21 protein-coding genes are annotated in these 21,464 nt (G+C 63.6%); 17 read left to right on the forward strand and 4 right to left on the reverse strand.

The window, feature by feature from the left end:
* The first annotated feature begins 90 nt into the window (after positions 1-90).
* From NKJ23_RS12665 to NKJ23_RS12740, 16 genes are all read left to right on the forward strand, one after another.
* Entirely contained in the window at positions 91-1,665 is a 1,575-nt protein-coding gene (locus NKJ23_RS12665) for a phytoene desaturase family protein (RefSeq protein ID WP_352680528.1), read from the forward strand.
* 107 nt (positions 1,666-1,772) lie between these two features.
* Positions 1,773-3,299, forward strand: a complete 1,527-nt coding sequence (locus NKJ23_RS12670) for an ABC transporter substrate-binding protein (protein WP_352625464.1) — start codon at positions 1,773-1,775, stop codon at positions 3,297-3,299.
* Positions 3,300-3,363: 64 nt separating this feature from the next.
* The gene (locus NKJ23_RS12675; RefSeq protein WP_023676841.1) at positions 3,364-4,371 is read left to right on the forward strand and encodes an ABC transporter permease; all 1,008 of its coding nucleotides are present in this window, start codon (positions 3,364-3,366) and stop codon (positions 4,369-4,371) included.
* On the forward strand, positions 4,364-5,212 hold the full coding sequence (locus NKJ23_RS12680) for an ABC transporter permease (RefSeq protein ID WP_352625462.1): 849 nt from the start codon (positions 4,364-4,366) through the stop codon (positions 5,210-5,212). The genes NKJ23_RS12675 and NKJ23_RS12680 overlap by 8 nt, the downstream gene beginning before the upstream one ends.
* Positions 5,209-6,099, forward strand: a complete 891-nt coding sequence (locus NKJ23_RS12685) for an ABC transporter ATP-binding protein (protein ID WP_352680529.1) — start codon at positions 5,209-5,211, stop codon at positions 6,097-6,099. The genes NKJ23_RS12680 and NKJ23_RS12685 overlap by 4 nt, the downstream gene beginning before the upstream one ends.
* Positions 6,092-6,922 carry an ATP-binding cassette domain-containing protein gene (locus tag NKJ23_RS12690; RefSeq protein WP_352680530.1) on the forward strand — a complete coding sequence of 277 codons (831 nt, stop codon included), beginning with the start codon at positions 6,092-6,094 and terminating at the stop codon, positions 6,920-6,922. The genes NKJ23_RS12685 and NKJ23_RS12690 overlap by 8 nt, the downstream gene beginning before the upstream one ends.
* 80 nt (positions 6,923-7,002) lie before the next feature.
* Entirely contained in the window at positions 7,003-7,602 is a 600-nt protein-coding gene (locus NKJ23_RS12695) for a VOC family protein (RefSeq protein WP_023676837.1), read from the forward strand.
* Positions 7,603-7,745: 143 nt separating this feature from the next.
* Positions 7,746-10,040, forward strand: a complete 2,295-nt coding sequence (locus tag NKJ23_RS12700) for a bifunctional salicylyl-CoA 5-hydroxylase/oxidoreductase (RefSeq protein WP_352680531.1) — start codon at positions 7,746-7,748, stop codon at positions 10,038-10,040.
* Positions 10,037-10,810, forward strand: coding sequence for an SDR family NAD(P)-dependent oxidoreductase (locus NKJ23_RS12705; protein WP_352680532.1), 774 nt, complete (start codon positions 10,037-10,039; stop codon positions 10,808-10,810). The genes NKJ23_RS12700 and NKJ23_RS12705 overlap by 4 nt, the downstream gene beginning before the upstream one ends.
* Positions 10,804-11,274 carry a MarR family winged helix-turn-helix transcriptional regulator gene (locus tag NKJ23_RS12710; protein ID WP_023676834.1) on the forward strand — a complete coding sequence of 157 codons (471 nt, stop codon included), beginning with the start codon at positions 10,804-10,806 and terminating at the stop codon, positions 11,272-11,274. The genes NKJ23_RS12705 and NKJ23_RS12710 overlap by 7 nt, the downstream gene beginning before the upstream one ends.
* Positions 11,271-12,083, forward strand: coding sequence for an enoyl-CoA hydratase family protein (locus NKJ23_RS12715; RefSeq protein WP_352680533.1), 813 nt, complete (start codon positions 11,271-11,273; stop codon positions 12,081-12,083). The genes NKJ23_RS12710 and NKJ23_RS12715 overlap by 4 nt, the downstream gene beginning before the upstream one ends.
* Before the next feature lie 224 nt (positions 12,084-12,307).
* A complete protein-coding gene (locus NKJ23_RS12720) occupies positions 12,308-13,456 on the forward strand; it encodes an acyl-CoA dehydrogenase family protein (RefSeq protein WP_352680534.1) in 1,149 nt (382 codons plus the stop codon).
* A 72-nt stretch (positions 13,457-13,528) separates the two neighbouring features.
* On the forward strand, positions 13,529-13,924 hold the full coding sequence (locus tag NKJ23_RS12725) for a RidA family protein (RefSeq protein WP_352680535.1): 396 nt from the start codon (positions 13,529-13,531) through the stop codon (positions 13,922-13,924).
* Positions 13,925-14,102: 178 nt separating this feature from the next.
* Entirely contained in the window at positions 14,103-14,894 is a 792-nt protein-coding gene (locus NKJ23_RS12730; RefSeq protein ID WP_352680536.1) for an ABC transporter substrate-binding protein, read from the forward strand.
* 109 nt (positions 14,895-15,003) lie between these two features.
* Positions 15,004-15,678 carry an amino acid ABC transporter permease gene (locus tag NKJ23_RS12735; RefSeq protein ID WP_292656040.1) on the forward strand — a complete coding sequence of 225 codons (675 nt, stop codon included), beginning with the start codon at positions 15,004-15,006 and terminating at the stop codon, positions 15,676-15,678.
* A 30-nt stretch (positions 15,679-15,708) separates the two neighbouring features.
* Positions 15,709-17,001, forward strand: a complete 1,293-nt coding sequence (locus tag NKJ23_RS12740) for a cysteine desulfurase-like protein (protein WP_352680537.1) — start codon at positions 15,709-15,711, stop codon at positions 16,999-17,001.
* Here the strand turns inward: NKJ23_RS12740 and NKJ23_RS12745 are convergent.
* A complete protein-coding gene (locus tag NKJ23_RS12745) occupies positions 16,932-17,804 on the reverse strand; it encodes an NAD(P)H-dependent oxidoreductase (protein WP_352680538.1) in 873 nt (290 codons plus the stop codon). The two genes, NKJ23_RS12740 and NKJ23_RS12745, sit on opposite strands and share 70 nt — an antisense overlap.
* 92 nt (positions 17,805-17,896) lie before the next feature.
* On the opposite strand from NKJ23_RS12745, the gene NKJ23_RS12750 reads away from it, so the two are divergent.
* Positions 17,897-18,817, forward strand: coding sequence for a LysR family transcriptional regulator (locus NKJ23_RS12750; protein ID WP_352680539.1), 921 nt, complete (start codon positions 17,897-17,899; stop codon positions 18,815-18,817).
* A 22-nt stretch (positions 18,818-18,839) separates the two neighbouring features.
* On the opposite strand, the gene NKJ23_RS12755 is transcribed toward NKJ23_RS12750, so the two are convergent.
* The 3 genes from NKJ23_RS12755 to NKJ23_RS12765 are packed head-to-tail and all read right to left on the reverse strand — an operon-like array spanning position 18,840 to position 21,464.
* On the reverse strand, positions 18,840-19,670 hold the full coding sequence (locus NKJ23_RS12755) for a dipeptide ABC transporter ATP-binding protein (protein ID WP_023676825.1): 831 nt from the start codon (positions 19,668-19,670) through the stop codon (positions 18,840-18,842).
* Positions 19,667-20,542 (reverse strand): ABC transporter ATP-binding protein, encoded by an 876-nt coding sequence (locus tag NKJ23_RS12760; RefSeq protein WP_352680540.1) that lies wholly within the window; start codon positions 20,540-20,542, stop codon positions 19,667-19,669. The genes NKJ23_RS12755 and NKJ23_RS12760 overlap by 4 nt, the downstream gene beginning before the upstream one ends.
* A 4-nt stretch (positions 20,543-20,546) precedes the next feature.
* Positions 20,547-21,464 (reverse strand): ABC transporter permease subunit, encoded by a 918-nt coding sequence (locus tag NKJ23_RS12765; RefSeq protein ID WP_352680541.1) that lies wholly within the window; start codon positions 21,462-21,464, stop codon positions 20,547-20,549.

Consider the following 21,464-nt stretch of genomic DNA (forward strand, 5'->3'; position numbering starts at 1 on the left):
GCTGAAGGCTCTCGCGACCCTTAATATCCTACTAGACGAAAACATATGCATCTGCAATTATCTTTAAGCATAAAGGAAATGGGACGGGGCGTGAGCGAGTTCGACGCCATATTTGTCGGGGCAGGCCACAACAGTCTGGCATGCGCCGCGCATCTGGCGCTCAAAGGCTGGAAAACGGCAGTTTTCGAGCGTAATGCAACGATCGGCGGCGCCGTCCAGACGCGCGAATTGACGCTTCCGGGCTTCCGGCACGATTTCGGCGCGATGAATCTCAGCCTGTTCGCCGGCTCGGCCTTTCACAAGAAATATGCAAATGAATTGAAAACCCACGGGCTGGAATTCGCGCCGGTGGCCGATTGCTTTGCCAGCGCCTTCCCGGACGGAAGCTGGTTCGGCGTCAGCAGCGACCTGGAAAAGACCGCCTCGCGCATGGCCGCTTTTTCCGACGCCGACGCACAGACATGGCGCCGTCTGGTTGCGGCATTCCCGGCGGAGGCCGAGCATCTGTTCCGGCTGCTGGGCTCGCCGATGAGCAGCCGTGCGCTCGCCGGCACCGCCTGGAACCTCTGGCGCAAGAAGGGTTTTGCCGGCACGCTCGATACTGGTCGGTTGCTGCTTTCGTCACCCCGCGCCTGGCTCGAGGAGACTTTCCAGTCACCGCATGTCAGGGCGACGCTCGCCACCTGGGGCATGCATCTCGACTTCGCCCCGGATATCGCCGGCGGCGCGGTGTTCCCTTACCTCGAATCCATGGCCAACCAGCGCTTCGGCATGGTGCTCGGCAGAGGCGGCGCCGACACGATTATCCGGGCCCTGTCGGGCATGCTTACGGCTGCCGGCGGCAAGATCGTCACCGGGGCTGATGTCGCCGAGATCACGGTTTCGGCCGGCAAGGCGACCGGCGTGCGGCTCGCTTCCGGCGAGACCCACACCGCCACCAGGGCCGTCATCGCCAGTGTCGCGCCCAAGGCGCTGACCGGGAAACTGTTGCCTAACGGATCGGGCGACACCGGCTTCGACACGGCCGTGAAAAAATTCCGCCACGCGCCGGGGACGTTGATGATCCATCTGGCGCTGGACGACCTGCCGGACTGGCGCGCCGGCGCCGAGCTTCGGCAGTTCGCCTATGTGCATCTTTCGCCGTCGCTCGATGCCATGTCACGGACCTATCAGCAGGCGATGTCAGGCATGCTGCCGGACGAACCAGTGCTGGTCGTCGGCCAGCCGACGGCCGTCGATCCCTCGCGCGCGCCGGACGGCAAGCACGTACTTTGGGTGCAGGTGCGCATGCTGCCAGCCGAGATTGCAGGCGATGCGGCGGGCACGATCGCGGCGGCTCACTGGGACGAGGCTAGGGAGCACTACGCCGAGCGCGTCCTCGACATTATCGAGCGCTATGCGCCCGGCCTTCGCCGGAAGATCCTCGGCCGCGCCGTGTTCTCGCCCATCGACCTCGAACGCGAGAACCCGAACCTTGTCGGCGGCGACCAGATCTGCGGCAGCCATCATCTGGCGCAGAATTTCCTGTTCCGGCCGGCGCGCGGTTACGCTGGCTGGAACACGCCGGTCGGCAATCTGCACCTGACCGGGGCGGCAACATGGCCCGGCGCCGGCACCGGGGCGGCGTCGGGCTTCATGCTCGCGCAACAACTTGGCGGGAGGTAGGCTCCATTTTTCATCTAGGGTGAAGGAGGACAAGGCGCGGTTGCCCAAGGAGCCTGAACCCACCGATTGACAACGACACCGCGCATAAAAGCAACAGGGGAACGACCATGACAATCAACAGACGAGAATTGCTCGGATATGGCGCGGCCGCACTTGGCGCCACGGCGCTCGGCCTGCCGCAAATCGCCAAGGCTGCCGGCGAACTGACCATCGCCTACAATGTCAATTTGCCGTCCTGGGACCCGACCACCGGGCCTTCGGCGGTCAACCCGACCATCCAGGGTCTCTACCAGTCGGTGTTCGACCAGTTCATCCCGCAGAAGCCGGATCTTTCTTTCGCGCCCGGCCTGCTCACCGAATGGGGCTGGAACGAGGGTCGCAGCAAGATCATGATGACGGTGCGCGAGGGCGTCACCTGGCATGACGGCTCGCCATTCACGGCCGAAGACGTGGTCTGGTCGCTGCAGCGGGCGGGCGATGAAAAGACCGGCAACCCGATCCAGTTCGTCTGGAAGAACGTCAACAACTTCAAGATCGACGGCAACAAGATCACCGGCGACGTCGTGCAATTCGACCCGGTGTATTTCAAGTGGATGTCGTTCCTGACCGGCTACATCATGCCGAAGGCCTATTACGAAAAGGTCGGCGCCGAGGGTTTTGAGAAAGCCCCGATCGGCACCGGGCCCTATATGGTCGACAAATTCGAGCGCAACGCCTTCCTGCGGCTCAAGGCCAACCCGAACTACTGGGGCGGCAAGCCGGCCTTCGAAAACGTAACCATCAAGTTCGTCACCGATGCGGCGAGCCGCGTCGCCGAGATCGAGTCCGGTTCCTCGCAGGTGACGCTGGAAATCCCCTATGAGGAATATGACCGCCTGATCGCCAAGGATGGACTTGCCGGCTCATGCAAGAACGTCTCCGACATCGGCATGATCTTCTTCAACGACATCGACGTGATGCTGGACAAGAACGTGCGCCAGGCGGCGGTGATGGCGGTCGACAAAAAGCTTTTGGTCGACCGGCTGCTGCGCGGTTACGGCCAGCCCATCGATACGCTGGAGACGCCGGAATACGAGGCCTACGATGCGTCGATCAAGGTGGAGCACAATCCGGACAAGGCCAAGGAACTGCTGGCCGCCTCCGGCTATTCGCCGGAAAAGCCGGTCAAGTTCACGATACAGACGACCAAGGGCTTCAAGCCCAAGGACTACGAGATGATCCAGGCGATCGTCGGCATGTGGCGCAAGGTCGGCATCGAGGCAACGATCGAGGTCTACGAGATCGCCAAGCACTACGAGCTGCGCGCCGCCGACAAGCTGGCGCCGGCGGCCTTCTACAATTGGGGCAATGCCATCGGCGACCCCACCACGTCGACCGGCTTTGCCATGTATGGCCCAAGCCCGCATTCGGTATGGGACAGCCAGGACCTGATCGACATGATCAATCCACTATGGGGCGAGAAGGACGAGGCCAAGCGCATTGCCGGCTGGAAGGCCGTCGACAAATACATCGCCGAACAGGCCTATGTGCTGCCGCTGATCCAGTATGCGCAGCCGATCGTGCATGCCAAGGGCGTCAATGTCGTGCAGCATGTGTCGGGCGCACTTCTGCCGGCGCTGATGAGCCCGGCCTGAGACAGTCTTCGGCTTGTCGCGCGCCGTCCGGAATGACGGCGCGCATTTTCCGCCACGGGCGACCATGCTGCTGCAAAGATTCCTGATCCGTCTTCTGACGATGGCGATCACGCTGTTCGGTGTGGCCGTCGTCGTCTTTATCGTCATCCGTGTCGCCCCGGGCGACCCGATCGCGATGATGCTGCCGCCCGGCGCGACCGATGCCGACATCGCGCGGCTGCGCGCGCTTTACGGGCTGGACAAGACCATTGTTCAGCAATTCTTCATCTGGCTGGCCGGTGTCGTCAGGGGCGATTTCGGCACGTCGATCTCACTGCGGCAGGACGTGCTTGGGCTGGTCTTCAATCGCCTCCCGGCGACGCTGGAACTCGCCATCGTCGCGCTTGTGATGGCGCTGGCGATCGGCGGCACGACGGCGATCCTCGGCGCGCGCGAACGCGGCACCGCGGTCGAAGCCGGCATCGACATTGCCAGCGGTGCGGCGCTCTCGATTCCCGATTTCCTGTGGGGCCTGGTGCTGATCCTTCTGTTCGGCGTGCTGGTGCCTATCTTCGACATTTCTGGCCGGGTGTCGCCGCAGCTCGACCTGCCCTTCGCCACGCAATTCTATCTGTTCGAAAGCATCGTACGGCTGCGCTTCGACCTGACCAGGGACCTGCTGGCACACATGCTGATGCCGGCGATTGCGCTGGCGCTGCCACTGGCCGCGATCATCTCGCAGCTGCTGAAACAGTCGCTGAAGGAAGTGCTCGACCTCGACTACGTCGTGCTGGCGCGGGTAAAGGGCTTTTCGGAAACGCAGGTCATCCTGCGCGAGGCGCTGAAGAACGCGGCTCTGCCGACGCTGACGCTGGTCGGCGTGCAGTTCACCTTCCTGATCGGCGGCACGGTCATCGTCGAACGACTGTTTTCCTATGAAGGTCTCGGCAACATGGCGATCGATGCCGTCATCAACCGCGACCTGCCGCTGATCCAGGGCATCGTGCTGGTCTTCGCGCTGCTGTTTGTGCTGATCAACCTTGCCGTCGACATGATGTACGCCCTGCTTAATCCGAGGCTGCGCCATGGATGAGGCCCGCATTTCGAGACATGGCTCGCGCGCCCGGCTATGGCTGGCCGGGGGATGGCTGCTGATTGCGCTGCTGGCCGCAATTTTTGCGCCGCTGGTCGCGCCGCAGGACCCACTGGCGCAGGATTTGATGCTGGAGCGGCTGCCGCCGTTCTGGCTGAGCGGTGCTGAGCCCGGCTACTGGCTCGGCACCGACAGCCTCGGCCGCGATCTTCTGTCACGGCTGATCTTCGGTGCCCGCATCGCCTTCATCGTCGCCTTCGCGGCAGCCCTTGCCGCCTGCCTGGTCGGCTCGACGCTCGGCCTGATCGCTGGTTATTTCGGCGGCTGGGCCGACCGCATCATCTCACGCATCGTCGACGTCTGGATGGCGTTTCCGCCGGTGCTGTTTGCCATCCTTTTGGTCGCCGTGCTCGGCACCGGCTTGAGCTCGGTCATCATCGCCATTGCCGTCATCGACTGGACGCGCTTCTGCCGGGTGATCCGCGCCGAGACGATGGGCCAGTCGCGCATGGATTATGTCGAGAACGCCCGCATCGCCGGCTACGGCCGCATCGGCATCATGCTGCGCGAGGTGCTGCCCAATGTGGTGCCGTCGGTCGTCGCGCTGCTGTCGCTGGAGATGGGCATTGCCGTCATCGTCGAGGCGATCCTGTCCTTCGTCAATCTGTCGATCTCGACCGATGACCCGACCTGGGGCGGCATCATCGCCGAGGGCCGCCTGTCGATCCATCAGGCCTGGTGGGTGCTGGTGTTCCCGCTGGTCACGCTGATCCTGACGGTGCTGTCGTTCAGCCAGTTTGGCGAGGGCCTCAGGGCACGTTTCGATCCGGTGCTGCGATGAACGCGCTGGCGAAACCCTGCCTCGACATACGCAGCCTTAGCGCGGTGCTGCCTAATGGCTTGCGCGTGCTGCGCTCGGTGTCGCTCGCCGTCGAGCCCGGCGAGGTGCGCGCGCTGGTCGGCGAGAGCGGCGCCGGCAAGACGATGATCGGCAAGGCGGTGCTTGGCGTGCTGCCTTCGAGCGTGCGCATCGTCGAAGGCGACATGCTGCTTGAGGGCGAGGACCTCGGCAAACTGCAGGCCAAGGCACGGCGCACCCTGATCGGCGCGCGCACGGCGCTGATCCCGCAGGATCCGCTGACCGCACTCAACCCGTCACGCCGCATCGGCCCGCAGATGACCGACCGGCTGGTGCGCATCCTCGGCTGGTGCGGCGAGAAGGCCGATGCACGCATCCGCCAATTGCTGGACGAGGTGCAAATCCGCGACCCCGAGCGTGTCCTCAAATGCTATCCGCACGAGCTGTCCGGCGGCATGCGCCAGCGCGTGCTGATCGCCGCGGCGTTTGCTGCCGAACCAAGGCTGATCGTCGCCGACGAGCCGACCACGGCGCTCGACGTGACTGTGCAGAAGCAGATCCTGCGGCTGATCGCGCAACTGCAGCGCGAGCACGGCACGGCGATCCTGTTCGTTACCCATGATCTCGGCGTCGTCGCCAAGATCAGCCAGAAGGTCTCGGTGCTCTATGCTGGCAAGGTGGTCGAGGAGGCCGAAACGGCCGCTCTCTTCGCCGCTCCGCAGCACCCCTACACGCGAGCTCTGATGGCCGCGACGCCACGCTACACCGACCCCTTCGCCTCGCTGAAGCCGGTGGACGAGGCGGTGCTGGCCGGGCTTGCTTCGGAGATCGCCGCCGCCGATCAGGCCTGGAGGCGCCAGCATGGCTGAGCCGCTGTTTTCCGTGCGTGGGCTGAAGGTCGCGCTGCCCGACATGACGCGCAAGCCGCTGATCGGCCGCGCGCCCTTGGCCGAGATCCTGAAAGGGCTGGATTTCGACCTGCCAAAGGGATCGGTGACCGGCATCGTCGGCGAATCCGGCTCCGGCAAATCGACGCTTGGCCGCGCCTTAGTGCGGCTTCTGGAGCCGAGCGCCGGCAATGTCATTTTCGACGGCCGCGACATCACACATCTGCCTGAGGCCGAGCTCCGGCCGCTGCGCCGCAATCTGCAGATGATCTTCCAGGATCCGATGTCGTCGCTCAACCCGCGCCGCACCATCTTCAGCATCATCGCAGCACCGCTCAAGCAGAACGGGCTTGGCGACAACCTCAGGGATCGTGTCGCGGAGGCGTTGCAGCGCGTCGGCCTGCCGCAAGGCTTCGCCAGCCGCTATCGTCATGAATTGTCGGGCGGCCAGCGCCAGCGCGTCGGCCTTGCCCGCGCGCTGGCGCTGTCGCCGAAATTCGTGCTGGCCGACGAAATCGTCTCAGGCCTCGACGTGTCGACGCAGGCACAGATCCTGACGCTGCTGGAAAAACTCGCCGCCGAAATGGGCCTGACCGTTGCCTTCATCAGCCATGACCTGTCGGTGATCCGGCGGCTCTGCCGGCAAGTGATCGTCATGCGCGAAGGCGCGATCGTCGAAGCCAGCGCGACCGACGCTTTGTTCGAGCAGCCGCAGCAGGGCTACACGCGCGATCTGCTCGCCGCCATTCCGCTGCCCGAGATCGATGATGCCTGGCTACTTCCCGCCGCAAAGGCGCCGGCATGAAACACAATCCTATTCGCACGCTAAAAAGCGGGCCTCAGGCGTGCACCCGGCAAAATGTCCCGCGACGGAGGATGACTGACATGAAGAATGCAATCCGCTACGCAGTGCTCACCGCCACCGTGCTGGGAGGCATCGGCACGGCTTACGCCAGTTCCATTCCCGGCATGCGTGGCCACGACCACACCGGCGTCACCGTCCCCGACATGGAGCAGGCGGTCGATTTCTTCACCGAGGTGGTTGGCTGCAAGAAGGCGATGTCGTTCGGCCCGTTCGCCGACGACAAGGGCACATTCATGCAGGATCTGCTGGGCGTCGATCCCAAGGCGGTGATTGAGGAGATCACCCTGGTCCGCTGCGGACACGGGTCGAACATCGAGCTGTTCAAATACACTGCGCCGGACCAGAAGGACCTGACGCCTCGCAACAGCGACATAGGCGGCTTCCATATCGCCTTCTATGTCGACGACATCGCCGCCGCAAAAGCCTATCTTGACGGCAAGGGCGTCAAGACGCGGATGGGACCGCTGCCCGTTACCGAAGGCCCGGCCGCCGGCCAGACCATCCTCTACTTCCAGGCGCCCTGGGGCTTGCAGTTGGAAGCGATCAGCTATCCCAATGGCATGGCCTATGAAAAAGATGCGGAGACGGTGCTGTGGAGCCCGAAGAACCCGGAAAAATAGCCCGGGGCGTCCCTGGCCTGCGCAAGCCGACTGCCGGCAAGCTGGGTTTCTGGGGCGGATTGTTTCAATCCTGAAACTTCAAGCTTGAATTAATCCGTCTCAGGCGTAAACTCGACAAACAGAAGCGAAGAGGAGATCGCACGATGAAAGTTGCGGTTCTCGGCGGCGGACCAGCCGGGCTCTACTTTGCAATCTCGCTGAAGCTCAGGGATGCCGCGCATGAGGTCACGGTGTTCGAGCGCAACCGTGCCGATGATACGTTTGGCTGGGGCGTCGTGCTGTCGGCCGAAACGCTGGAGAACCTGACCAAGAACGACCCGGTCAGCGCCGTCTGGATCCGCAAGCATTTCGCCTATTGGGACGATATCGCCGTCATCCATGACGGCGTGCGCACGGTCTCGACCGGTCACGGCTTTTGCGGCATTGGCCGCAAGCGGCTGCTCACGTTGCTGCAGCGGCGGGCGCGCGAACTCGGCGTCAAGCTGGTCTTCGAAACCGACATCGCCGATCCCAAGCCATATATGGAGACGCACGACCTGGTTGTCGCAGCCGACGGGTTGAACTCGAAAGCGCGGAGCGCCTTCGTCGACGTGTTCAAGCCCGATATCGACATTCGTAGATGCAAGTTCGTCTGGCTCGGCACCCACCAGAAATTCGACGACGCCTTCACCTTCATCTTCGAAAAGACCGAGCATGGTTGGGTGTGGGCGCATGCCTACCAGTTCGACAGCGATACCGCGACCTTCATCGTCGAATGCAGCGAGCAGACCTGGCAGCGCTTCGGCTTCGGCGCGATGTCGCAGCAGGAATCGATTGCCGTCTGCGAGCGTATCTTTGCCCGCCATCTCGGCGGCCACGCGCTGATGACCAACGCCAATCATATCCGCGGCTCGGCGTGGATCAATTTCCCGCGCGTCTTGTGCGAACGCTGGTCCTACAAGAACCTGGCGCTGATGGGCGACGCGGCGGCGAGCGCGCATTTCTCGATCGGTTCCGGCACCAAGCTGGCGCTGGAAAGCGCGGTGGCGCTGGCCGACTATCTCGAGTCCGAGCCAGACCTCGAGGCCGCCTTTAGCAAATATGAGGACGCCCGCCGCACCGAAGTGCTGAAGCTGCAGTCGGCGGCGCGCAATTCGCTCGAATGGTTCGAGGAGGTCGAGCGCTATCTCGGCCTCGATCCGGTGCAGTTCAACTATTCGCTGCTGACGCGTTCGCAACGCATCAGTCACGAGAATTTGCGGCTGCGCGATGCCGAATGGCTGGCCGGCGCCGAGGAGTGGTTCCAGCGCCAGGCCGGCGCCGGGGGCAACAATCTGCGTCGCGCGCCGATGTTCGCGCCGTTCCGGCTGCGCGGCATGGCGCTGCAGAACCGCGTCGTCGTCTCGCCGATGGCGCAGTACAAAGCGGTCGACGGCTGTCCGACCGATTGGCATTTCGCCCATTACGCCGAACGGGCCAAGGGCGGCGCCGGTCTCCTCTACATCGAGATGACGTGCGTCAGCGCGGAGGGCCGCATCACGCCTGGCTGCCCCGGTTTCTATGCGCCCGAGCATGAGGTCGCCTGGAAGCGGCTGGTCGAGTTCGTCCATGCCGAAACCGAGGCCAAGATCTGCGCCCAGATCGGCCATTCCGGTGCCAAGGGGTCGACCAGGCTCGGCTGGCAGGGAACCGACGTGCCGCTGCCCTCAGGCAATTGGCCCGTCATGGCAGCGTCTTCCGTGCCGTGGTCGCGGGAAAACCAGGTGCCGAAGGCGATGGACCGCGCCGACATGGATATGGTGCGCGACCAGTTTGTCGCTTCGGCCGAGATGGCGGCGCGCTGCGGCTTCGACATGCTCGAAATCCACGCCGCGCACGGCTATCTCCTGTCCTCCTTCATCACGCCCTTGACCAACCGGCGCACCGACTCCTATGGCGGCTCGCTGGAAAACCGCATGCGCTACCCCTTGGAAATCTTTCATGCGGTGCGCGCCGCGTGGCCGGCCGAGAAGCCGATCTCGATGCGCATCTCCGCCAATGACTGGCTGGGCATCGAAGGCGTGACGCCGGCCGATGCCGTAGAGATCGCGCGGCTGCTGCATGAGGCCGGCGTAGACATCTGCGACGTATCGGCCGGCCAGACTTCGGCCGTGGCAAGACCGGTCTATGGCCGCATGTTCCAGACGCCGTTTTCCGATCGCATCCGCAACGAGGTCGGCATGGCGACGATGGCGGTCGGCAATATCTATGAGCCGGACCACGTCAACTCGATCCTGATGGCGGGCCGCGCCGATCTCGTCGCACTGGCTAGGCCGCATCTTGCCGATCCGTATTGGACGCTGCACGCGGCCGTCACGCTTGGCGATCGCGGCGTCAAATGGCCGGATCCCTATCTGCCCGGCCGCGACCAGCTCTACCGGCTGGCCGAACGCGAAGCGGCAGCGGGGTTGAAAGTATGAGTGCCGCGGCGACGATTTCGGGGCGTCATGCGCTGGTCACCGGCGGCGGCTCCGGCGTCGGCCGCGCGATCGCGCTGGCGCTGGCCGGCGCGGGCGTTGACGTGACCATCTGCGGCCGGCGCGTGGAGCCGCTTGCCGAGGTCGCCGCGGAGAACAAGTCCATCTTCGCCATTGCCGCCGACGTCACCGACGAGACGTCGATGACGTCGCTCTACGAGACCGCGGAAGCGGCACGCGGAGCGTTCGACATCGTCGTTGCCAATGCCGGCATGTCCGGCAGTGCCCCGGCGCAGCGGACCTCGCTGGCAGACTGGCAGCGCACGCTCGACGTCAACTTGACCGGTGCGTTCCTGACGGTGAAGCCGGTGTTGGCCGGCATGGCGGTGCGCAAGACTGGCCGTATCATCTTCGTCGCTTCCACCGCCGGACTGAAAGGCTATCCCTATGTCGCAGCTTACGTTGCCGCCAAGCATGGCGTCGTCGGCCTGATGCGGGCACTCGCCGTCGAGACCGCCAAGTCCGGCATAACAGTGAATGCCGTGTGCCCAGGGTTTGTCGAAACCGAGATGCTGGAGAGCACCGTCCAGCGCATCGTCCAAACGACCGGCCGCTCGTCCGAGCAGGCACGGACAAGCCTAGCCGCGACCAACCCGCAAGGCCGCTTCATCCAGCCGGAAGAAATTGCGGCCGCGGTACTTTATCTGTGTGGCGACGCCGCCCGGTCGATTACCGGGCAGACGATTTCGATCTCCGGAGGTGAGACATGGTAGCCGGTCCCCTGCCCGCCCCGTCCGGACCCGGCAAGGACCGCCTGCGGCTGTGGATACGCCTGCTGCGCGCCTCGCGCACCATCGAGGCCGAGCTGCGCGAACGACTGCGGCAAGAGTTCAACACAACGCTGCCACGCTTCGACGTGATGGCCGCGCTCTACCGCGCGCCGGAGGGCATGCTGATGAGCGATCTTTCGCGCTTCTTGCTGGTGTCCAACGGCAATGTCACCGGCATCATCGACCGGCTGGTCTCGGAAGGGTTGGTGATGCGGGCCCGACGCAATGGCGACCGCCGCACCTCGATGGTGCGGCTGACAGAAGAGGGATCGAAGATTTTCGCCGTGATCGCCGCCGCGCATGAGAAATGGGTCGGCGAGTTGCTGGGCAATGTGAGCGAGGATGAGGCGCGCCGGCTGACCGGCATGCTGACCTCCTTCCGCAGCAATTGGGAGGGACGGGAATGACGAAGCTGGCCGGCCGCAAGCCGAAGCATTTCCTCTGGCAGGTCGAAGGCAAGATCGCAAAGATCCGGCTCGATCGACCAGAGCGCAAGAACCCGCTGACCTTCGACAGCTATGCCGAATTGCGCGACATATTTCGCGACCTTGTCTACGCCGATGATGTCGATGCTGTGGTGGTCCTGCCCAATGGCGGCAATTTCTGCTCGGGCGGCGATGTCCACGAAATCATCGGCCCACTGGTCAAGATGGACATGAAGGCGCTGCTCGCCTTCACCCGCATGACGGGCGATTTCGTCAAGGCGATGCTGAATTGCGGCAAGCCGATTATTGCGGCGGTCGATGGCGTGGCGGTCGGCGCCGGCGCGATTATCGCCATGGCCTCCGATATCCGCATCGCCACGCCCCAGGCCAAGACAGCATTCCTGTTCACCCGCGTCGGCCTTGCCGGCTGCGACATGGGGGCCTGCGCGATCCTGCCGCGCATCATTGGCCAGGGCCGCGCCGCCGAGCTGCTCTATACCGGCCGCATGATGAGTGCCGAGGAAGGCGAGCGCTGGGGCTTCTACAACCGGCTGGTCGATACCGCAACGCTTGAGGCCGACGCGCTCGACATGGCCGCGCGCATCGTTTCCGGCCCGACCTTCGCCCATGGCATGACCAAGACGCAGCTGAACCAGGAATGGTCGATGGGTCTCGACCAGGCGATCGAAGCGGAAGCGCAGGCGCAGGCGATCTGCATGCAGACCCGCGATTTCGAGCGGGCGTACACGGCTTTCGTGGCTAAGGAGAAGCCGGTGTTCGAGGGAAATTGAGATGATCGCTTCCACGCTGGCGGGACAGCACCCCCCTCTGGCCTGCCGGCCATCTCCCCCTCAAGGGGGGAGATTGGATATCAGGCCCGCTTTCGCCAATCTCCAACATCGCAGGGAGAGCCGTGGCAGCGAAGCCGCCAATCTCCCCCCTAGAGGGGGAGATGTCCAGCAGGACAGAGGGGGGCGCCGTGGAGCGCCAGGGCCGGAGAATTGTGGAGGCAGCAATGCCTGACCGTTCCTTCCTCTCCTGGCCGTTCTTCGAGGATCGCCACCGCGATCTGGCGGAGCGGCTGGAGGCATGGTGCGCCAAGAACCTGCCGGTCGCGCATGACGATGTCGACGCGGCCTGCCGCGAGCTGGTGGCCAAGCTCGGCCAGGACGGCTGGCTGAAGCCGACGGCGCTCGATGTGGACAATCCGGGACCGCTCGACGTGCGCACGCTCTGCCTCACGCGCGAAACGCTGGCCCGGCATGACGGGCTGGCCGATTTCGCCTTCGCGATGCAAGGGCTCGGCACCGGCGCACTCAGCCTGTTCGGCACGCCAGATCAGCAACGCTGGCTAGCGAAGACACGGGCCGGCAAGGCGATTTCGGCTTTCGCACTGTCGGAGCCGCGCTCGGGCTCGGACGTTGCCAATATGGAAATGACGGCTACACGTGACGGTGACAGCTATCTCTTGTCCGGCGAAAAGACCTGGATCTCCAACGGCGGTATCGCTGACTTTTATGCTGTCTTTGCCCGCACCGGCGAAGCGCCGGGCGCCAAGGGGCTTTCCGCCTTTGTCGTGCCTTCCGAAACCGAGGGGCTGATCGTTGCCGAGCGGCTGGAGGTGATCGCGCCGCACCCGCTCGCCCGGCTGTCCTTCGACAATGCACGCATTCCAGCCTCGGCGCTGATCGGCAAACCCGGTGACGGTTTTCGCATCGCCATGTCCGTGCTCGACGTGTTCCGTTCGACCGTCGGCGCAGCGGCGCTCGGCTTTGCCCGGCGCGCGCTGGACGAAAGCATCACAAGAGTGGCCGAGCGCAGGCTGTTCGGTGCGCCGATGGCCGAGCTGCAGATGGTGCAGGGCCACATCGCCGACATGGCGCTGGATGTCGATGCCGCCGCGTTGCTGGTCTATCGTGCCGCCTGGACCAAGGACATGGGCGCGGCTCGGGTTACCCGCGAAGCCGCCATGGCCAAGCTGTTCGCTACCGACAAAGCGCAGGAGGTGATCGACAAGGCTGTGCAGCTGCATGGCGGCGACGGCGTCCGCAAGGGCCATATCGTCGAAAGCCTGTATCGCGAGATCCGGGCGCTGCGCATCTACGAGGGAGCGTCCGACGTGCAGAAGGTGGTGATTGCACGGCAAGTGATGGGAGCGGCCTGAGACAGGAGTTTGCGTGAAAATTATTGTCTTCGAGTTTTGAGCGACCGGATTTGAGCATTGGGAGGTTTTGACATGCACACCATCCTGCAGCCGGAAGGCTGGGCGAAACCCGTCGGCTATGCCAATGGCGTCGCCGCGCGTGGGCAGCTTGTCTTCGTCGGCGGGCAGGTCGGCTGGAACGGACAGGGCCGCTTCGAGACCGATGATCTTGTCGGCCAGGTGCGGCAGACGCTGGCCAATATTGTTGCTGTGCTCGCCGAGGCCGACGCCAAGCCGGAACATATCACCTCGATGACCTGGTACTTTACCGACAAGGCGGAATATTTGGCCAATCTCAAGGGGATCGGAGAGGCCTATCGCGAGGTGATCGGCCGGCATTTTCCGGCGATGGCCGCCATGCAGGTGATGGCGCTGGTCGAGGATCGCGCCAAGGTTGAGATCCAGGCCACGGCGGTTATTCCGGAGTGACGGCAACACGTGGCAATTTTTTAAGCTTAAAACTTTCGCCTTGAAAAGCGCGGTACTTTAGATAGCATCCAATGTCTTGCGACTGCCGTGCCGGGAGGGCTTTCCGGCAGTCCCGTCACTTGGCGCATCAAAACCGTGCGGGGCCAAACCCGTCCGATCACAACCAGAGGGAACGAAAATGAACTTCACCCGTCGCAACCTGCTGCTTCTTGCTGCTGCCATCGGCATCGCCGGCGGCCCGGCCTACGCCGAAGGCGCGCTGAATGTCGGCGCCTATCCGACCAATCCGCCTTTTGAATACAAGAACGAGAGCGGCACGTTCGAGGGTTTCGAAGTCGACATCATCAATGAGGCGGCAAAGCGTATCGGCATGACCACTGATATCGCCGATCTCGGTTTCCAGGCGCTGTTCGCCGCCACCACCTCGAAGCGCATCGACGTCGCCATCTCGTCGATCACCATCACGCCGGAGCGGCTGAAGTCTCAGTCGTTCACGCAGCCCTACTATGATTCCGACATGGGCATCGCCGCGAAGGCCGACAGCCCGATCAAGGCCGAGGCCGACCTCAAGGGCAAGATCGTCGGCGTGCTGTCCGGCTCGACCGGCGAAGCCTGGGTCAAGGCCCACCAGGAAGCGGACGGGTTCAGTGACGTCAAGGGCTACGACACGCAGCAGAATTTGCTGCTCGATCTCAGCTCCGGCCGCGTCGATGCGGCGGTCAGCGATATTCCGGGCCTGGAATATTCTTTCACCAGGATGAAGGATCTCGCCGTAAAAGAGCGCATCAAGACCGGCGAGCAGTACGGTCTGATGATGACCAAGGACCACCCGCTGCTCGGCAAGCTGAACGACGCGCTGACCGCGATGAAGAAGGACGGCACGCTGGCCGCGATCCACAAGAAGTGGTTCGGCAGCGACGCACCTGCCGATTCCTCGACCGTCAAGGAAATGCCTATGCCGAAGGCCTGAGCGGCAGTTCGCGCTTAAATGTCGTGCCGGCTTTCGATGCCGGCACGATTTCGGATTTCGGGCTCGGGCTCGAGCGTCGCGGGACGCCAAACGTTTCGGAAATGCTGCGATGTCGCTGCTGGACACCTTCTTCAACGCCGACGTCATGGTCTCCAGCCTGCCGGCGCTGCTGCGCGGTTTCCTGAACACCCTGCTGCTCGGAATCATGAGCATCGGCATCGGTATTCCCGTCGGCCTCGCGATCAGCCTGGTGCGGCTCTATGCGCCAAAGCCGCTTCGGCTGCTGGCTGTCGGCTACATTGACATTTTCCGGGCGATGCCGGTGCTGGTCGTGCTGATCCTGATCTACTATGCGCTGCCGTTCCTCGGCATTCGCCTGTCATCGTGGACGTCCGCGGTGATGGCCTTCGCCATCATCATGGCGGCCTATTCGGCCGAGGTGTTCCGCTCCGGTATAGAGAGCATTCCGCGCGGCCAGTTCGAGGCGGCGCAGGCGCTCGGCCTGCCGTTCTTGCTGACCTTGCGCAAGGTAGTGCTGCCGCAGGCGATCCGCGTCGTCATTCCGCCAATGACCAGCAATTGCGTTTCGATGTTCAAGGATACTTCGCTCGCTTCCACCGTGGCGCTGCCCGAACTGCTGAAGGAAGCGACCAACGCGCAATCGCTCTATGCCAATCCTTCACCGCTGATCGGCGCGGCGCTGGTCTATCTCATCTTTCTCTGGCCGATGGTCCGTCTCGTCAGCCTCCTTGAACGCCGCTTTCAAACCGAAAAGACCCGCTGAATCTGTCAGCGCACTTCGCAGGAGACGACCTTGAACCAGCATCAGATTTCGAAAACCGGCGATGCCGCAGCTTTCCCGGTCGAAACGATCCGCGCCATGTTTCCCGCCTTGCAGCAAGCCGGGGACTTCGTCTTCATGGACAATGCCGCCGGCGCGCAGATCCCGCAAAGCGTGCTCGATGCAGTCACCAACCATTTGGTCGCGCATAATGTGCAGCGCGGCGGCCGCTATGGCCGCAGCGTCACCGTCGACCAAGCCGTCGCCGGCGCTCGCGAAAGCGTGGCCTTGCTGATCAACGCCACCAACCCGGCGGAGATCTGTTTCGGCATGAACGCCACTTCGTTCATCCGCCTGGTCAGCCTCGGCATCGGCCAGATGCTTTCCGAGCGCCCAAACGGGGAGCGTGACGAGATCGTCATCACCGACATGGACCACGACGCCAATATCGCGACGTGGCTGGCGCTGGCGCCCGCCGGCGCCAAGTTCAAATGGTGGCGGATGCGCGAGGACGGCAATCTGCATGTCGACGATTTGCGCCCGCTGGTCTCAGAGCGCACCCGGCTCGTCGCCTGCACGGTAACGGCGCATTCGATCGGCTCGATTGTCGACGTTGCCTCCGTGGCTGGGATTGCGCATGCGGCAGGCGCCGAAGTGTTCCTCGACTGCGTGCATTACGGGCCGCACGGGCTGATCGATGTGCAGGCCTGGGATTGCGACTATCTGGTCTGCTCCGGCTACAAGAATTTCTCGCCGCATATGGGCTTCCTGTGGGGCCGCTTCGAAACTCTGAAGCGCCTGCCGACCTTCCGGGAAGATTTCATCCCCGACGAGCCGCCCTACAAGATCGAGGCCGGTACCTTCATTTACGAGAACGTCTCCGGCATGGATGCCGCGGTGCGCTACCTCGAATCGATCGGCCGCAATTTGTTGTCAGAGAATAACCGGTCGCGCCGCGACAACATCGTCGCCGGCATGAATGCCATCCGCGACTACGAACAGGTGCTGGCGCGCGAAATGCTGGCGGTGCTCAAAGATTGCGGCGCGACGATCTACGGCGTGGCCGAAGAGGCACGCCTCAGCGAGCGCGTGCCGACCTTCTGCTTCAATGTCGGCACGCTGTCGCCGCAGAGGATCGTCGAGGAAATGGCCGAGATGCAGATCGGCATTCGCGACGGCCACATGTATGCGCCGCGTCTGATGAAGCGGCTCAACCTCAGCATGGACAGCGGCGCCGTGCGCGCCTCGCTGGTGCATTACAATACGATCGAGGAAGTCCGGCGCTTCGGCGAGGCGCTGCGCACCATCATCGCCCGGCTGTCCTGATCGGACTGGGCGGCGGCGCCGGCGCGATCCTCGTGAAGCGCAAAGGCGATCGCACCCGGGTTCTCCAAGCCGGGGCGCAATTGCATGCTTGGGATCAAGTAATCCCCGCCATTCTGCTGCCGATAACGAATGGGCCGCATTGTCTCGAGCGTTCGCATCCTTTCGCGCAGTCGCTCCGCGACAGGCTCGAAATCCGCCTCCCCGAAACGGTCCACCCTGTAAACCACGAACGGCGGAAGCACGTCGTAGCCCGGATAGTATAGAATCCCGTGATTGATCGGGAACAGCAGGTCGTCGATCGGGCCGTTGACGCCGCGGGCGGAATAATGCTCCTCCCAGCCGCCGGCGGTCACGATCAGCATCGCGCGCTTGCCGGCGAGCGTTCCCTCGCCAAAGCGGTCACCCCACCGCTTGTCGCTATGCTCGCCGACGCCATAGGCGAAGCCGTAGGCGTACACCCGGTCGACCCAGCCCTTGAGGATCGCCGGCATGGCGTACCACCACAGCGGGAACTGGAGGATCAGCGCGTCGGCCCACAGCAACTTGTCGATCTCCGCCTTAACGTCATCGGTCAGAGTGTTGGTCGCGAAAGCTTTTTTGGATGCCCCAGCCGGCAGGAAGCGTGCGTCGGGCGGCAACGACGGAAAGTCGGCACGGTCCACCTCGGATTTCCAGCCATCGGCATAGAGGTCCGATATCAGCACCTCGTGGCCCTGGGCCTCGAGTTCCCTGATGGCGACGTCACGCAGTGCGCCGTTGAGCGAACGCGGTTCAGGATGAGCAAAAACAAGCAGGACTTTCATGGATCAACTCCGAGAAGGACAATGAACGCTGAAGGTAGTCAGCCCCCGGGTGATCCGCTATATCCAGGCAATGCATAAGATTGTGCCGGATAATGGATAGATCTGATATCACACTCGAGCGCATGCGCACCTTCGTTCGCGTCGCCGAGCGCGGCAGCCTCTCGGCGGTGGCGCGCGAGCTCGGAATTGGGCAGTCGACGGTCACACGGCATCTGCGCGAGCTCGAGGACGCCGTCGGCGTGCCTTTGCTCAGCAGGACCACCCGCCGTGTCACGATGACCGATGAAGGCAGCCGTTACTATGCCGACAGCATCCAGATCCTGCGCCTCGTTGAGCAGGCTGGCGATGAAGCGCGGGGCACGCGCGGCGCGTCGGCCGGCACGATCCGGATATCCTGCACGGCGGCGCTCGGGGTCTTGCACGTCAGTCGCCTGATCTTCGCCTTCCAGGACCGCTATCCCGATATCGGCATCGATCTCAGCCTTACCGACGAGCGCATCAACCTTGTGCGGGAGGGCGTCGACATCGCGCTTCGCCTCGGCCCGCTCACCGACAGCTCAATGAAACTGCGGGCGCTCGGGCAATCCCGGCGTCTGCTGGTGGCGGCGCCGGCCTATCTGGCGGCGCGGGGCAGACCGGCTGTCCCGCAGGATCTGCCTGGCCATGAAGGCATCCGGATGTCGAACATCGCGGGAAGCGACACGCTCACCTTGCAGGGGCCGGGCGGCGAGACCTTTGCGGTGCCCTTTGGCGGCAGATTTCTGGTCGACCATGGGCTTGCTGCGCGCGAAGCCCTTGTCGCCGGACGCGGCATCGCACCCGCCCACCACTGGCTTGTCGACGATCTTCTGGCGGCCGACCGGCTGGAAGTGGTCCTGCCGGGCTATTTTCCGCCTCCCGTCCCGCTGAGCATGCTGATCGTTCCGGAGCGTGCGGGCATTGCCCGGGTGCGGCTGCTGGTCGACTTTCTCGCCGGGCAGATCTCCGGCATTCCGGGGATCGAGAAGCGGTAGCCGGCCGGCAAACCTCGCCGGATCAGGCGGCCTTCTTCTTCGCCAACCGTGCCTTGATGCTGGCAACGTCGGCACGCGGCGTCGCCGCGAACAGCGTCCTGGTGTAGCTGTGCTTGGGGTCGGCGAAGACCTCGTCGCGCGAGCCGTATTCGACCGCTTCGCCGAAGTACATCACCATCACGTCGTCGGCGATGTAGCGCACCACCGACAGGTCGTGGCTGATGAAAACATAGGTTAGCTGAAACTCGTCCTGCAGGTCGGCGAGCAGGTTCAGCACCTGCGCCTGCACCGAAAGATCAAGTGCCGAGACCGGCTCGTCCAGCACCAGAAGGCTGGGGTTGAGCATCAGCGCGCGGGCGATGGCGATCCGCTGGCGCTGGCCGCCCGAAAACATATGCGGGTAGCGATTAAAGTGCTCGGGGCCGAGACCGACCTTCTTTAGCATCTTCATGGCAAGATCGCGCCGCTCGTCGGCCGTGCTGTCGGTGTTGATGAGCAGCGGCTCGCCAAGCACGTCGCCGATCTTCTGGCGTGGATTGAGCGAACCATAAGGGTTCTGGAAGACGATCTGGACCTTGCGGCGCATTTCCTTCGACAGGCCGTTCCTGCCGATGTCTACCTTCTTGCCGTCGATGAAAAGCTCGCCGGAGGTCGCCGGGTCGATCAGGGTGATGATGCGGGCGAGTGTTGACTTGCCGCAGCCGCTCTCGCCGACGATGGCCAGCGTCTTGCCCTTGTCGACGCTGAACGAAACACCCTTGACCGCATGAACCGTACGGGAGGGGCGGAAAAGCCCGCCACCGACATGATAGTCGCGCACGATGTTCTTGCCTTCGACTACCGTCACGCTCATGAGGCGGTTCCTCCTGCGGACCGGGCTGCGACTACAGATGGGGCCGGCTCGAACAGCATGTCGGAAACAGTAGGCAACCGGTCGCCGACGGCATTTTCCGGCAGCGCCGACAGGAGCGCGCGCGTGTAGTTGCTCTTGGGGGACTCGAACAGCGACAGCACGTCGGCCTCTTCCATCTTGCGGCCCTTGTACTGGACGATGACACGGTCGGCGGTCTCGGCAACCACTCCCATATTGTGGGTGATCATGATCAGGCCCATGCCATATTTGGCCTGCAGGCCGACCAGCAGATCGAGGATCTGCTTCTGGATGGTGACGTCGAGCGCCGTGGTTGGCTCGTCGGCGATCAAAAGCTTGGGATTGCAGGCGATGGCGATGGCGATCATGACGCGCTGACACTGACCACCCGACATTTGGTGCGGGAAGGAGCCCAGCCGTTCCTCGGGGTCGGCGATGCCGACCAACTTCATCAATTCGATGGCACGCGCCCGGCGCTGGGCGCGGTCCATGCCCATATGGAAGCGCAGCACCTCCTCGATCTGGAAGCCGACGGTGAAGCACGGGTTGAGGCTGGCGACCGGCTCCTGGAAGATCATCGAAATGTCCTTGCCGACGATCTTGCGCCGCTCGGATGGGCCGAGCTTGAGCAGGTCGATGCCGTCGAAGGCCATGCGGTCGGCCCTCACCGTCGCGGTGTTGGGCAAAAGCCCCATCACCGCCAGCATCGCCACCGACTTGCCCGAACCGGATTCGCCGACGATCGCCAGCACCTCGCGCGGTTCGACCAACAGGTCGATGCCTTGTACCGCCATGAATGGTCCAGCGGCGGTGTCGAAGGAAACGGTCAGGTTCTTGATCTCGAGAAGAGGCATTGGATTATGACCTCTTCAGCTTGGGATCGAAAGCATCGCGCAAGCCATCGCCGATCAGATTGATGGCAAGCACAGTGATCAGAATAGCAAGGCCGGGGAAGGTCACCACCCAAGGCGCGCGCAGGATGAACTCGCGCGCCGAGGCGAGCATCGTGCCCCATTCCGGCGTCGGCGGCTGCGCACCGACACCGAGGAAGCCGAGCGCCGCAGCCTCGAGAATAGCGTTGGAGAAGGACAACGTCGCCTGCACGATCAGCGGTGCCAGGCAGTTCGGCAGGATCGTCCTCACCATCAAGCGAAGATGACCGGCACCAGCCACCTTGGCGGAGATGACATATTCGCGGTTCTTTTCGGCCATCACGGCGGCGCGGGTGAGGCGCGCAAAATGCGGCTGCAGCACCAGCGCGATCGCCAGCATGGCATTGAAAAGGCCGGGGCCAAGGATCGCCACCAGCACCAGCGCCAGAAGCAGCGACGGGAAGGCCAGGATGATATCCATGATGCGCATGATCAGCGTGTCGACCCAGCCGCGGAAATAGCCGGCGAGCACGCCAAGCACGATGCCGCTGGTGAGCGAGAAGACAACGACCACCAGGCCGATGAACAGCGAGAAACGCGCCCCGAAGATCAACCGTGAAAGCATGTCGCGGCCGACCGCGTCGGTGCCGAGCAGGAACATCGATTTGCCGCCTTCCTGCCAGGCAGGGGGTGCCAGCAGCGCATCGCGAAACTGCTCGTCGGGCGAATGTGGGGCGACGAACGGCGCAATGATCGCCACCAGCACCAGCGCCGAAAACACGACAAGGCCGATGACCGCGCCGGTGTTCATCGAGAAGTAGTGCCAGAACTCGGCGAAAGCCCGTTGCCTGCCGCCTGTCGGGATGGAGGCGGCGGTAGCTTCGGCGGCGGATTCGTCGGTCAT

Source organism: Mesorhizobium sp. M0184, from assembly GCF_040322215.1.
GTDB lineage: Bacteria > Pseudomonadota > Alphaproteobacteria > Rhizobiales > Rhizobiaceae > Mesorhizobium.

Excerpts from the sequence above, each read along its gene's own strand:
- NKJ23_RS12670 (WP_352625464.1), top strand. The coding sequence starts at position 1,773 with ATGACAATCAACAGACGAGAATTGCTCGGATATGGCGCGGCCGCACTT.
- NKJ23_RS12765 (WP_352680541.1), bottom strand. The coding sequence starts at position 21,464 with ATGACCGACGAATCCGCCGCCGAAGCTACCGCCGCCTCCATCCCGACA.
- NKJ23_RS12715 (WP_352680533.1), top strand. The coding sequence starts at position 11,271 with ATGACGAAGCTGGCCGGCCGCAAGCCGAAGCATTTCCTCTGGCAGGTC.
- NKJ23_RS12730 (WP_352680536.1), top strand. The coding sequence starts at position 14,103 with ATGAACTTCACCCGTCGCAACCTGCTGCTTCTTGCTGCTGCCATCGGC.
- NKJ23_RS12685 (WP_352680529.1), top strand. The coding sequence starts at position 5,209 with ATGAACGCGCTGGCGAAACCCTGCCTCGACATACGCAGCCTTAGCGCG.
- NKJ23_RS12690 (WP_352680530.1), top strand. The coding sequence starts at position 6,092 with ATGGCTGAGCCGCTGTTTTCCGTGCGTGGGCTGAAGGTCGCGCTGCCC.
- NKJ23_RS12745 (WP_352680538.1), bottom strand. The coding sequence starts at position 17,804 with ATGAAAGTCCTGCTTGTTTTTGCTCATCCTGAACCGCGTTCGCTCAAC.
- NKJ23_RS12755 (WP_023676825.1), bottom strand. The coding sequence starts at position 19,670 with ATGAGCGTGACGGTAGTCGAAGGCAAGAACATCGTGCGCGACTATCAT.
- NKJ23_RS12705 (WP_352680532.1), top strand. The coding sequence starts at position 10,037 with ATGAGTGCCGCGGCGACGATTTCGGGGCGTCATGCGCTGGTCACCGGC.
- NKJ23_RS12750 (WP_352680539.1), top strand. The coding sequence starts at position 17,897 with ATGGATAGATCTGATATCACACTCGAGCGCATGCGCACCTTCGTTCGC.
- NKJ23_RS12700 (WP_352680531.1), top strand. The coding sequence starts at position 7,746 with ATGAAAGTTGCGGTTCTCGGCGGCGGACCAGCCGGGCTCTACTTTGCA.
- NKJ23_RS12710 (WP_023676834.1), top strand. The coding sequence starts at position 10,804 with ATGGTAGCCGGTCCCCTGCCCGCCCCGTCCGGACCCGGCAAGGACCGC.
- NKJ23_RS12735 (WP_292656040.1), top strand. The coding sequence starts at position 15,004 with ATGTCGCTGCTGGACACCTTCTTCAACGCCGACGTCATGGTCTCCAGC.
- NKJ23_RS12720 (WP_352680534.1), top strand. The coding sequence starts at position 12,308 with ATGCCTGACCGTTCCTTCCTCTCCTGGCCGTTCTTCGAGGATCGCCAC.
- NKJ23_RS12675 (WP_023676841.1), top strand. The coding sequence starts at position 3,364 with ATGCTGCTGCAAAGATTCCTGATCCGTCTTCTGACGATGGCGATCACG.
- NKJ23_RS12760 (WP_352680540.1), bottom strand. The coding sequence starts at position 20,542 with ATGCCTCTTCTCGAGATCAAGAACCTGACCGTTTCCTTCGACACCGCC.
- NKJ23_RS12725 (WP_352680535.1), top strand. The coding sequence starts at position 13,529 with ATGCACACCATCCTGCAGCCGGAAGGCTGGGCGAAACCCGTCGGCTAT.
- NKJ23_RS12680 (WP_352625462.1), top strand. The coding sequence starts at position 4,364 with ATGGATGAGGCCCGCATTTCGAGACATGGCTCGCGCGCCCGGCTATGG.
- NKJ23_RS12695 (WP_023676837.1), top strand. The coding sequence starts at position 7,003 with ATGAAGAATGCAATCCGCTACGCAGTGCTCACCGCCACCGTGCTGGGA.